This window comes from Flavobacterium sp. M31R6 (assembly GCF_013284035.1).
GTDB lineage: Bacteria > Bacteroidota > Bacteroidia > Flavobacteriales > Flavobacteriaceae > Flavobacterium.
The window spans coordinates 63,299-76,532 of sequence record NZ_CP054141.1 but is presented as its reverse complement, the minus strand read 5'-3'; the positions used below and the strand labels follow the sequence as shown (position 1 = coordinate 76,532).

At 34.6% G+C, this 13,234-nt stretch carries 8 protein-coding genes; all 8 read left to right on the top strand.

Annotated features, from left to right (window positions below; genetic code table 11):
• Positions 1–107: 107 nt before the first annotated feature.
• The 8 genes from HQN62_RS00315 (at position 108) to HQN62_RS00280 (ending at position 13,155) form a co-directional block, all read left to right on the top strand.
• Complete coding sequence (locus tag HQN62_RS00315) at positions 108–1,130, top strand: LacI family DNA-binding transcriptional regulator (RefSeq protein WP_116796941.1); 1,023 nt, start codon at positions 108–110, stop codon at positions 1,128–1,130.
• Between the two features lie 742 nt (positions 1,131–1,872).
• Positions 1,873–3,201 carry an MFS transporter gene (locus HQN62_RS00310; protein WP_173502897.1) on the top strand — a complete coding sequence of 443 codons (1,329 nt, stop codon included), beginning with the start codon at positions 1,873–1,875 and terminating at the stop codon, positions 3,199–3,201.
• Between the two features lie 23 nt (positions 3,202–3,224).
• Positions 3,225–3,884 (top strand): beta-phosphoglucomutase, encoded by a 660-nt coding sequence (gene pgmB, locus HQN62_RS00305; protein ID WP_116796943.1) that lies wholly within the window; start codon positions 3,225–3,227, stop codon positions 3,882–3,884.
• Positions 3,885–3,969: 85 nt separating this feature from the next.
• Entirely contained in the window at positions 3,970–6,264 is a 2,295-nt protein-coding gene (locus tag HQN62_RS00300; protein ID WP_173502896.1) for a glycoside hydrolase family 65 protein, read from the top strand.
• A 63-nt stretch (positions 6,265–6,327) separates the two neighbouring features.
• The gene (locus HQN62_RS00295; protein WP_173502895.1) at positions 6,328–8,166 is read left to right on the top strand and encodes a glycoside hydrolase family 13 protein; all 1,839 of its coding nucleotides are present in this window, start codon (positions 6,328–6,330) and stop codon (positions 8,164–8,166) included.
• Positions 8,167–8,325: 159 nt separating this feature from the next.
• Positions 8,326–10,713 carry a glycoside hydrolase family 31 protein gene (locus tag HQN62_RS00290; protein ID WP_173502894.1) on the top strand — a complete coding sequence of 796 codons (2,388 nt, stop codon included), beginning with the start codon at positions 8,326–8,328 and terminating at the stop codon, positions 10,711–10,713.
• Positions 10,710–12,389 (top strand): alpha-amylase family glycosyl hydrolase, encoded by a 1,680-nt coding sequence (locus HQN62_RS00285; RefSeq protein WP_371811625.1) that lies wholly within the window; start codon positions 10,710–10,712, stop codon positions 12,387–12,389. Before HQN62_RS00290 ends, HQN62_RS00285 begins: the two co-directional genes overlap by 4 nt.
• 79 nt (positions 12,390–12,468) lie before the next feature.
• A complete protein-coding gene (locus tag HQN62_RS00280; RefSeq protein ID WP_173502893.1) occupies positions 12,469–13,155 on the top strand; it encodes a glycerophosphodiester phosphodiesterase in 687 nt (228 codons plus the stop codon).
• Positions 13,156–13,234 lie beyond the last annotated feature (79 nt).

The window sequence follows — 13,234 nt, the reverse complement described above, 5'->3', positions numbered from 1 at the left end:
GAAAACTTTGCTTTTTATATTTATTTTTATGCGAATATTTACAATAAATAAAAAATTATGTTACCTTTATTAAGAAATGATTAGTACAATATAGTAATGCCACATTTATGAAGAAAAAAATAACTCTAAAGCAAATTGCTAAAGAATTGGATGTTTCAATTTCTACTGTTTCAAAATCTCTTAGGAACAGTCCGGAAATAGGTGAAGAAACAAGATTAAAAGTTCAAGCATTTGCAAAATTCTATCATTATAAACCCAATAATATTGCCCTTAGCCTTAAAAACCGAAAAACCAAAACGATCGGTATTATTATCCCCGAAATTGTTCACCATTTTTTTTCCACCGTTATCAATGGTATTGAGCAAATAGCCAATGAAAACGGATACAGTGTAGTGATCTGTTTGTCCGATGATTCTTTTGATAAAGAAGTATTAAATATGGAACTTTTGGCTAATGGAAGTATAGATGGTTTTATTATGTCATTGTCTAAAGAGACTCAATTTAAAGGAGATTTTCATCATATTACCGAAGTAATAAATCAAGGTATGCCTGTCGTAATGTTTGATAGAGTCACCAATGAAGTATTGTGCGATAAAGTAATTATTGATGACAAACAAGCTGCATATGAAGCTGTACAAAGCTTGATTGATAAAGGACGAAAAAAAATTGCATTGGTCACTACAGTTGATTATGTAAGTGTCGGTAAATTGAGAACTGACGGATATGTTAAAGCGTTATTGGATAATAATTTACCATTTGACGAGAACTTGATCATTAAAATCGAAGATATTGATACTTGCGAAATCATTATAGGTAAATTACTGGAAGATGAGGCTATTGATGCTGTTTTTGCAGTAAATGAAATTTTTGCCGTAACCTGTATCAAAACGGCTAATAAAATTGGATTGAATGTACCGAAAGATCTCGCTGTAATTGCTTTTACGGATGGTATGATTTCTAAATATTCAACTCCAACGATTACGACAGTGAGTCAAAGTGGAGTGAAAATGGGAAATCGTGCTGCCAAAATTATTATCGACCGATTGGAGTCTGAAGATGAAGATGAATCTGAGAATTATATAACGGAGGTGATTGAAACCTATTTGGTAGAAAGAGAATCTACAGGTTGATTTTTTAGAAAACCTAGAATAATGTTTTCAATTGCTTAACCTTTTAATAACTTTTAAATAAATCAGTATCTAATCATTTGCTTTTGTGATCGAATACTAAAATATAAATCGAATGGATTCAACTCTGTTCGATTTTTTTGTTTTGTCAATTCTAAAATAATTTGCAAAAAAAATACGTATTTTATTAATTACTACAACCTTGTAGTTAAAAAAAATGATTATTTTTAGGTTTTATTGAATATAAACAAAAAAGATTTTTATATATTTACTCCCCGTTTATAGCTTTTCTTTTACTTCGAAAATAAGATGAGTTTTTTTATAGCGATAATTTAGTCGTGTTTTATTTTTTCCAATACGATGAAATCTTAAAAAAGGAATTCATAAATAGTATTGTGATTTAATGAATTTTTACAAGTGTATGGTTAATGAATTTTAAGAAAGTTTATCTAGTAAGGATAAGTCTCTTTAACTATTCCATGTTATTATCAAAGCAATTTTTATAGAAACAATTAAATCCAGAGAAGGCTATGTTCAGTCATTTTTGAATTTAATAAATGTTAATTATTTAAAAAATAATGAACAGATTTGTTTCAATTTGTAAGTTAGTTTTGATAACAATAATTTGAGCCAAACTTCATTTTGTATTATTTGTAAATTTTCATTATCAATTTTTGTTGATATAATCAAAAAAAACTATAGAGTAAACAGTGTGTTTATCAAGTAAATATGTAAATTTTTAATAATGGAAAAACCGAAATTAAGTTTTTGGCAGATATGGAATTTAAGTTTTGGATTCTTAGGGGTTCAGATAGGCTATTCTTTGCAAAATGGAAACACAAGTAGAATATTAGAAGCTTTAGGAGCGGATGTTCATAGTATAGGTTATTTTTGGTTGGCTGCACCTTTGGCAGGTTTGGTTGTCCAGCCCATTATTGGTCTTTCGAGCGATAAAACGTGGACCAAATTAGGAAGACGTATTCCTTTTATATTTTTTGGAGCGATTGTTTCTGCAATGGCCATGTTCTTTATGCCAAATGCAGAGTACTTCACATATTTGTTGCCACCGTTGGTTTTTGGAGCTGTAATGTTGTTGTTAATGGACACATCATTTAATGTTACCATGCAGCCATTTAGAGCTCTTGTGGGAGATATGGTAAATGATGAACAACGCAATCTTGGATATTCACTTCAAAGTGCTTTAATCAATTTTGGTGCAGTTTTCGGGTCATTATTGCCTTGGATTTTAGTTAAAATCGGTATGTCTAATGTGCCGGCTGCAGGTGAAAAAGTAGCCGAATCAGTAATCTGGTCTTTTTATATTGGCGGTACCATATTGTTGGGAACTGTGCTTTGGACAGTTTTAAGAACCAAAGAATACGCTCCAAAAGAGCATGCTGAATACAATAAAATTGACCTAAATGCTCCTGAAAAAAAGGAAAAAACAAGCATTTTTACATTGATAGGAAATGCACCAAAAATCTTTTGGCAATTGGGAATTGTTCAGTTTTTCTCTTGGTTTGCCTTGTTTTTAATGTGGGTTTATACCACAAGAGCAATTGCTAATCAAGTTTGGGGACATGGAGTTGCTTTAGACGCAAAATCAATTGGTTTCAACGAAGCTGGAGACTGGACAGGAGTAATGTTTGCTTTCTATAGTGGTGTAGCAGCTGTGTTTTCCTTGCTTATTCCTTCGATTGCAAAATCAATTGGAAGAAAAAAGACATACAGTTTTTCACTTGTATTAGGAGGATTAGGATTGATTTCTATGTTTTTAGTTGAAGACAAAAATATGTTGTTGCTTTCAATTTCGGGGGTAGGATTAGCTTGGGCAGCTATTTTGGCAATGCCTTATGCTATGTTATCAGGTTCATTGCCGGCAGATAAAATGGGAGTATATATGGGGCTTTTTAACGCTACGATAACAATACCTCAAATCGCAGCGGGTATATTAGGTAGTACTTTGATTGCACTTTTTGGAGGTAATCCAATGGCAATTATTGTAATTGCTGGAGTTTCCATGTTAATAGCAGGTTCAGCTGTATTTTTCGTCAAAGAAAAAGTACAACTATAAAATAAATAATAAGCAGAATTATAATGAAAAAGAGAAAAGGATTTATTTTTGATTTAGATGGTGTAATTGTTGACACAGCGAAGTATCATTTTTTGGCATGGAAAAAAATTGCAAATGAATTAGGAATTGACTTCACATTAGAACATAATGAATTATTAAAAGGGGTGAGTCGAGTTCGTTCCTTGGATATAATCCTTGAATTAGGAAAAATTGAAGCTTCACAAGAAGATAAAGACAAATGGTTAATCCAAAAAAATGAAGATTATCTTTCGTATTTAGTGGATATGAATGAGACTGAGATTTTGCCTGGTGTGATGAAAGTATTAAAATTTTTAAAAGCAAACAATCAGCCTATTGCTTTAGGTTCGGCTAGTAAGAATGCTAAGCCTATTCTTGAAAAAACAGGAACTCTTGCTTTTTTTGACGCGATCGTTGACGGAAATGATGTTGTAAATGCTAAGCCAGATCCTGAAGTTTTTCTTCATGCTGCTCGATTATTAAATGTGGACAATGAAGATGCAATTGTTTTTGAAGATTCTGTTGCTGGAGTTCAAGCTGCCAACATTGCCAAAATGGTGAGCATTGGTATTGGTGAAGAAGACACGCTTCATGAAGCAGAATATATTTTTAAAGATTTCACTCAAATAAGTACCACATTTTTGGAATTATTAATAAACAACTAAAACAAAAAAATAAGGTTGCAGCCGAATGAAGCAAAGAGGTGTTTTATTCTTAAACTTCAAGCCTTACCCTTTAAAAAAACATAAAATGAATCAAGATTATATAAAACCAGATAATTGGTCTATCATTGAAGAAGGATTTGATAGAGAGAGTGTGAAATCATCTGAAAGTCTTTTTAGTATCGGAAATGGTGCGATGGGACAGAGAGCGAATTTTGAGGAGAATTATTCAGGAGAAACTTTTCAAGGAAGTTATATTGCAGGAATTTATTATCCAGACAAAACTAAAGTGGGTTGGTGGAAAAACGGATATCCAAAATATTTTGCTAAAGTTTTGAATGCTCCAAACTGGATTGGAATTAATATTGAAATCAATGGAGAAGATTTTGATTTGAACACCTGTAGTGAGGTTAAAAATTTTCGTCGTGAATTGAATATGAAAGAAGGTTGGTACCATCGTTCTTTTCAGGCGACTTTGAAAAATGGAACTGAAGTAGCGGTTGAAATCCGTCGTTTTCTTTCTTTGGATTTGGATGAAGTTGGGGTAATCAACTATGAAATCACACCTTTGAATAAAGATGCAAAAATCATTTACAAACCATATATCGATGCTGGTGTAACCAATGAAGATGCTAACTGGGAAGAAAAATTCTGGGAGCCGTTAGACGTTAAAAAATCAGGGAATGAAGCTTTTGTTACGGCTCAAACTTTTAAAACGCATTTTAAAGTAACAACCTTTATGCAAAATACTATTTGGGCTAGGGGGGAAAAGCAAAATATGTCTCCAACATCAGTAGATACAATAGCAGATAAAATTTTATTTTATTATGATGTTATTGTTGCAAAAGGAGAAAAATCAGCAATTCAAAAAATTGGAGGATATACGGTTTCGTTAAATCACGCCGATACAATTTCGGCAGCTGAAAATGTTATTCATGCTGCTTTAGCAAAAGGATATGACCAATTATTGCAAGATCAAATTGATGCTTGGGCCAAAATTTGGGAGATGTCAGATATCACTATTGATGGAGACGTAAAAGCACAACAAGGAATTCGTTTCAATATTTTCCAATTGAACCAAACCTACTTAGGAAAAGATTCTCGTTTGAATATTGGACCAAAAGGATTCACTGGAGAAAAATACGGTGGATCTACTTATTGGGACACTGAGGCATATTGCATTCCATTTTATATGGCTACAAAAGACCAACAAGTGGCCCGTAATTTATTGACGTATCGTTACAATCAGTTGGACAAAGCCATTGAAAACGCTGAAGTAAACTTAGGTTTCAAAAACGGAGCAGCTTTGTATCCAATGGTTACCATGAATGGAGAGGAATGTCATAACGAATGGGAAATCACCCACGAAGAAATCCACAGAAACGGAGCTATCGCTTTTGCGATTTATAATTACCACCGTTTTACTGGCGATTACTCTTATATTCCTGAAAAAGGACTGGAAGTATTAATTGGTATTGCTCGTTTTTGGCACCAAAGAGCTTCTTTCTCCAAAAACAAAAATCAATATATGATTTTGGGTGTAACGGGGCCAAATGAATACGAAAACAACATCAACAATAATTTCTATACTAATTATATAGCCAAATGGTGTATTGATTATGCTTATGAGCAAATTCAAAAAGTTTCATTGGAATATCCTTCTGACCATAAACGTATTATGGAAAAAGTGAAGTTGTCTGAAACGGAGTTGAAAGAATGGAATAAAGTGGCGGGTAATATGTATTTCCCAAGATCGGAAGAAATGGCGATTTACTTGCAACAAGATGGTTTCTTGGATAAAGATTTAGTTCGAGTAAAAGATTTAGATCGTTCACAAAGACCAATCAACCAAAAATGGTCTTGGGATCGTGTGTTGCGTTCTCCTTATATCAAACAAGCTGACGTTTTACAGTGTTTCTACTTCTTCGAAGATCATTTTTCTAAAGACGAATTGGAACGTAATTTTGATTTCTATGAATCATTTACGGTACATGAAAGTTCGCTTTCACCATGCGTACACTCGATTCAAGCGGCTTTGTTGGATAAAATGGATATGGCGTATGCCTTTTATTTAAGAACTTCTCGTTTAGACCTTGATGATTATAACAAAGAGGTTGAAGAAGGTTGTCACATTACATCGATGGCTGGAACTTGGATGAGTATTGTTGAAGGATTTGGTGGAATGAGAGTAAAAAATGATGCATTGCATTTCTCTCCAAAAATTCCAAAAGAATGGGAAGGCTATTCCTTTAAAATCAATTTTAGAAATCAGATTTTAAAAATTGCGGTAGATCATAAGGAAACCAAATTATCCTTAGAAGGAACTGAAGCCCTTACTGTTTATGTAAACGGCGCGCCTGTTTTGGTTCAACCAAAAAACTAAAATCAAGCAATAACAAACCCTTTCTTAGTTGTACTTCGAAAGGGTTTTAAAATTATAGACGAAATGAAGAAAGCAATCATCTTCCTATTTTTCATCTCTACATCAATTTTTGCACAAATTGATAGAGTTGAACCTCCTTTTTGGTACGCAGGAATGCACAATCCAGAATTGCAGATTATGTTTTACGGCAAAAATATTGCTGAAAATGAAGTGGCAGCATCCAATAATATTGTTATCAAAGATGTGAAAAAAACCGAAAATCCGAATTATCTTTTTGTTACGATTGACACCAAAAATGTGACTGCACAAGATTTTGTTTTTTCATTTTCTAAAAGCAAAAAAGTCGTTTTCACTAAAAAGTATAGTTTAAAACAAAGAAGAGAAAATTCGGCTTCCCGAAAAGGCTATGATGCCTCTGATTTGATTTATCTTGTGATGTCCGACCGTTTTGCTAATGGAAATCCTAAAAACGACAGCGACAAATCGGTTACCGAAAAAGGAAACCGAGCGCTTCCCGGCGGAAGACACGGAGGTGATATCGCAGGTATGATACAGCATTTGGATTACATCAAAGAATTGGGAGCCACAGCGCTTTGGCCAACACCGCTTTGTGAGGATAATGATAAAGCTTATTCGTATCACACCTACGGACAATCGGATGTCTATAAAATTGACCCTCGTTTTGGAACGAATGAAGAATATGTAAAACTTTCGGCCGAATTGCACAAACGTGAGATGAAATTGATCATGGATTATGTAACCAACCATTGGGGAGCAGAGCATTGGATGATGAAGGATTTGCCAACGTATGAATGGATTCATCAATTTCCGGGTTATGCCCAAACCAATTACAGAATGACCACACAGTTTGATCCCAATGCATCCCAGATTGATGCCAAAATGTGTATGGACGGTTGGTTTGTAAAATCAATGCCCGATTTGAATCAGTCCAATCCATTGGTAAATACCTATTTGAAACAAAACGCCATTTGGTGGATTGAATACGCCGATTTGGATGGTTTCCGTGTAGATACTTATTCTTATTGCGACAAGAAAGGAATCGCTGAATGGACAAAAGCAATAACAGATGAATACCCAAATTTCAATATCGTTGGCGAAGTTTGGATGCATGATCAAGCTCAAATGGCGTATTGGCAAAAAGACAGTAAAATTGCTGCCATAGAAAATTACAATTCGTACTTGCCGTCTGTTATGGATTTTACCTTGAATGATGTGTTTGCTAAAGTGTTCAATGAAGATAATGGCAAGTGGAATGAAGGAATGGTAAATGTTTATGAGAATTTCACCAATGACTTTTTATATCCAAATATCAATAGTATTATGACTTTTGTTGAAAATCACGACACAAATCGTTTTAATGAAATTTACCAAAAGGATTTTGCGAAATATAAAATGGCAATGACTTTGTTGGCAACAGTTCGTGGGATTCCACAAATTTATTACGGTTCAGAGATTGGAATGGCAGGAAGTAAAGACAAAGATGGAGATGCCGCTATTCGTCAGGATTTTCCGGGAGGCTGGGCTGGAGACAGTAATAATGCTTTCGCAAAAGAAGGAAGAACAGCTGAACAACAACAGTTTTTTGATTTTTCAGCTCAAATATTCAACTGGAGAAAATCGAATGATGCCGTGCATTTTGGGAAAATGAAACATTATATCCCAGAGAACAATGTGTATGTGTATTTCAGATATACCGATTCGAAATCAGTAATGGTGGTCATCAATAACAATAAAGAATCTAAAACCTTTCCAACCAATCGTTTTCAAGAAAGTATTTTGAATTATAAAACAGGAAACGATATCCTTTCTGGAAAAACTATTGATCTGAAAAATGACATTGCAATTGAAGGAAAATCTGTTTTGATTTTAGAATTGAAGTAAAATAAAATTTAAACATATAAGTAATGTAAGTTCATTTAAGAATATGTATTTAAAGAAATTCTGAAAATGCAAAAGTGAGTCAAATTTTTCGCTTCAATCTGAATAAAACGGCAGCCTTAAATGAACTTATATGCCTTAAATGGTTCAAAAAAAACAGCTATGAAAAAAATAGTTCTATTTCTTTTAATTTCAAGTTTTTCCTTTGCCCAAAATGCGAACAGAAAATTTGAAAGCTATAAAGTAGTCCAAAACACCTTAGAAATTAAAACATCGGATGGGCAGTATTTCATTAAGCCTTATTCGGATAAAATTGTCGAAACCACTTTTTTGCCGACAGGCGAAAAAGCGAATTCCAATTCTCATGCTGTTGTTTTAACGCCTTCGAAATTAGTTTTTAAATTAAAACAAACTCAAAATGAGATTGTGTTTTCATCAAACGGAATTACAGTTTCTGTTATTAAAAGTCCATTTCAAATTAGCTATTTGTACAAAAACAAACCGTTGATTTCGGAGAAAAACGGATATGTAAAAAGAGAAAATGCTAGCAAAGAACAGCCAAAAGAAACTTTGGAGTTTAATGTGGATGGAACCGAAGCGCTTTATGGAGCTGGGGCTCGCGTGTTGGGAATGAACCGTCGCGGGAATCGTTTGGAATTGTATAATCAAGCTGATTACGGATATGGAACGCATTCGAAAAAGATGAATTTCTCGATTCCGCTTGTAATGTCTTCCAAAATTTATGCGGTACATTTTGATAATGGAGCCATTGGTTGGTTGGATTTGGACAGTAAAAAAGACAATATATTAGTTTATGAGACGATCTCAGGCAGAAAAACATATCAGGTAATTGCAGGTGATAGCTGGGTCGATTTGACTTCGAATTACACTTCATTGACAGGAAGACAGCCTCTTGTTCCTCGTTGGGCTTTAGGAAATTTTTCGAGCCGATTTGGATATCATTCTCAAGAGGAAGTGATCAAAACCATTGACAAATATATAAAAGACGAAATCCCGGTAGATGCGATAATTCTAGATTTATATTGGTTTGGAAAAACCGTTCAGGGGACAATGGGTAATTTAGATTGGGACAAAGATAATTTTTCCGATCCGAAGAAAATGATAAGCGATTTGAACAGCAAAGGAGTTAAGACCATTCTGATTACGGAACCTTTTATTTTGACAACTTCAAGTAAATGGCAAGAAGCGGTAGATAAAAAAGTATTGGCAAAAGATCAAGCCGGAGATCCATTCAAATATGATTTTTATTTTGGAAATACAGGACTTGTTGATGTTTTTAAACCAGAAGGAAAAACTTGGTTTTGGAACATTTATAAAAATTTGATCAACCAAGGAGTTGGCGGTTGGTGGGGGGATTTGGGCGAGCCTGAAGTATTTCCGTCAGCGTCATTTACCGCACAAGGAAAAGCTGATGAAGTGCATAATATTTATGGGCATACTTGGGCAAAATTGATTCGCGATGGATACAAAACTGATTTTCCAGCTGTACGCCCATTTATTCTAATGCGAGCCGGATATTCTGGATCCCAAACTTACGGTATGATTCCGTGGTCTGGTGATGTGGGTCGTTCTTGGGAAGGACTGCAGGCTCAACCCGAAATTGCTCTGCAAATGGGTATGCAGGGAATGGGGTATATGCACTCGGATTTAGGTGGATTTGCAGGCGATTATTTTGACAATGAATTGTATGTTCGCTGGTTGCAGTATGGTGTTTTCCAACCTATTTATCGTCCGCATGCACAGGAAGATGTGCCTTCCGAGCCAGTATATAAAGACATTGTGACTAAAGCTAAAGTAAAAAAACAAATTGAGTTGCGTTACCAAATGTTACCCTACAATTATACGTTGGCTTTTGAAAATAACAACAAAGGTTTACCCTTGATGCGTCCTTTGTTTTTTGAGGAACCGACAAATGAAAAGTTATTGAACTCTTGTGATTCTTATTTGTGGGGGAATGATTTTCTGGTGACTCCGATTACCAAAGCAGGAGTTACCAATACGACCGTTTATTTCCCGAAAAATAGTAATTGGTATGATTTTTATACTGGTGTCAAACACGAAGCAGGTGCTACAGAAAACATCCCTGTTTCAGCAGATAATATTCCTGTTTTTGTTCGTGGTGGTGCTTTTGTTCCTATGATTAAAACGATTCAAAACACGACAAAATATTCGTTGGCTAATTTTGATCTGCATTTCTATTTTGATGAAAAAGCAGCGTCAAGCACCGGAAAATTGTACAATGACGATGGAGTAACGCCAAATGCTTTCGAAAAGGGAGCTTATGAAATATTGAATTTTTCAAGCAACACAACTCCAAAATTAATTACGCTGAAAGTAAATACAGCTGTTGGGAAAGCATTTACGAGCACGGATAAAAATGTGACCTTATTGGTTCATAATATCAGCGCTAAACCGACTAAAGTTACCATCAACGACGTAAATATTGATTTTAAAACGGATGCAAACACAGTTGAAATTCCGGTAGTATTGAAAAAAGGATTAGATAACGAAATTAAAATACAATTATGATGAATAGAAAAGTAATAGTATCGTTGTTTGTTTTATTGGCAACAACCCTTGTTTTTGCACAAGCAAAAAAGAATTCGAAGGTTAATTTTAAAGCAAAAACAGAAAAAACACCATTTGTATGGGAAGGCGCTAATTTGTATTTTTTGATGACGGATCGTTTTAATAATGGTGATAAATCAAATGATATAAATTTCAACAGAAACAAGATTACTGGAAAACTTCGTGGTTTTGAAGGGGGAGATCTGAAAGGAATTATTCAAAAAATAGACGAAGGATATTTTATAAAACTAGGAATCAATGTGATTTGGTTTACACCCGTAGTTGAGCAAATTCATGATGGAGTTGATGAAGGAACGGGTTTGAGCTACGGATTTCACGGCTATTGGACAAGAGACTGGACGGCATTGGACCCTAACTTCGGAACCAAAAAAGATTTGGCCGAGTTGGTCAAAAAAGCCCATGCCAAAGGAATTCGCATCATGCTTGACGGTGTAATCAATCATACTGGGCCAGTTACTCCAGTAGATACTGTTTGGCCTGAAGGTTGGGTTCGTACAGGCCCTAAATGTCAATACAATAATTTTGAGAATACAACCGCATGTACATTAGTTGCTAATTTACCCGATGTAAAAACAGAAAGCAAAGAAGAAGTGGCATTGCCTCCTTTTTTGGTTGAAAAATGGAAAGCTGAAGGAAGATATGATAAAGAGGTAGCTTCATTGGACGCTTTTTTTAAGAGAACCGGTTATCCAAGAACTCCTAAGTATTATATCATAAAATGGTTGACAGATTATATCACCGAGTTTGGAATCGATGCTTACAGAGCCGATACCGTTAAACATACGGACGAAAGCGTTTGGGCCGATTTCAAAACACAATGCGATTATTCATTCGCGCAATGGAAGAAAAACAATCCAACAAAAGTCTTGGACAATAATCCTTTTTACACAATTGCAGAGGTTTATAATTACAACATCAGTAACGGAAAGTTATTCGACTTCGGGGATAAAAAAGTAAATTATTACGAGAATGGTTTTACGGCGATGATCAATTTTGAATTCAAAAGTGATGCCCAAAAAGACTATGCTTCTTTATTTTCAAAATACTCAGTTTTACTGAATGGTCAATTGAAAGGGAATAGCGTTTTGAATTATTTGTCTTCTCATGACGATGGTGGTCCATTCGATGCCAAACGTACCAAAAGTATTGAAAGCGCAACAAAACTATTGTTAACTCCTGGTATTTCTCAAGTATATTATGGCGATGAATCGGCACGTTCCCTTGTTGTCGAAGGTACTCAAGGCGATGCCACATTGCGTTCTTTTATGAATTGGGACGCTGTAAATACAAATCTCGAAACTAAAAAAGTGCTATTGCATTGGCAAAAATTGGGTCAGTTTAGAAACAATCATCCATCGGTTGGAGCTGGTGTGAATGCTGAAATTTCAGCAAAACCGCTCGTGTGTTCTAGAACTTTTACCAAAGGAAAATATTCAGACACAGTAGTAATCGGTTTGGATCTGGCTACCGGAAAGAAAGAAATCCCTGCGGGTTCCGCCTTCAAAGAGGGGACCAAAATAAGAGATGCCTATTCCGGTAAAATGGGAACAGTTACAAATGGAAAAGTAGTAATCGATAGCGAGTTTGATATTGTATTATTAGAATTAAAAAAATAGTTAGTTAGTTATTTAGTAGTTTTGAATTGAAACGCCTTTAGAAATGAAGGCGTTTTTTATTTTCTTACTTTTGTATACTATGGATAAAATACTAAAAATAGGACATCGCGGAGCCAAAGGATACGAACCCGAAAACACTTTGGTTTCTTTTGAAAAAGCAATAGAAATGGGTGCTGACGGAATCGAATTGGACGTTCATCTGAGCTTAGACGGACATTTGATAGTAATTCACGATGAAAGCATTGACAGAACTACCAACGGTAAAGGAGTTGTAAACCAAATGACATTGCAGGAACTGAAGTCCTTTACAATCAATGAGGAATACACAATTCCAACATTAGAAGAAGTTTTGGATTTGGTCAATCAAAGATGTTTTGTAAATATTGAATTGAAAAATCAGGATACGGCCGAGAAAGTAGTTCAATTAATAGAGTATTATATTTCAGATGAAAATTGGAGTCAAACTCATTTTATAGTTTCAAGTTTTGATTGGAATGCCCTTCAACAAGTTCGGTTTTTAAACGATGAAATTCGAATTGGAGTTTTGACAGAAACCGATTTGGATTTGGCCCTTTCTTTCGCTCGATTCATGAAAGCAGAAGCATTACACCCCGATTTTCAATTGTTAAGTAATAAATATACCTCCAAAATTCAGGAGAAAGGTATAAAGGTTTTCCCTTGGACAGTAAATGAAATTGATGATATTCAAAAAATGAAATCATACAAAGTAGATGGCATAATCACCGATTTTTTGGATAGAATTTAAAGGGTTTTGAACTTACATTCTTTCAGAAACGAATGCTTACCTTTGCATTCAAAATTATTTGGTGCTTTTTATTTTTAAA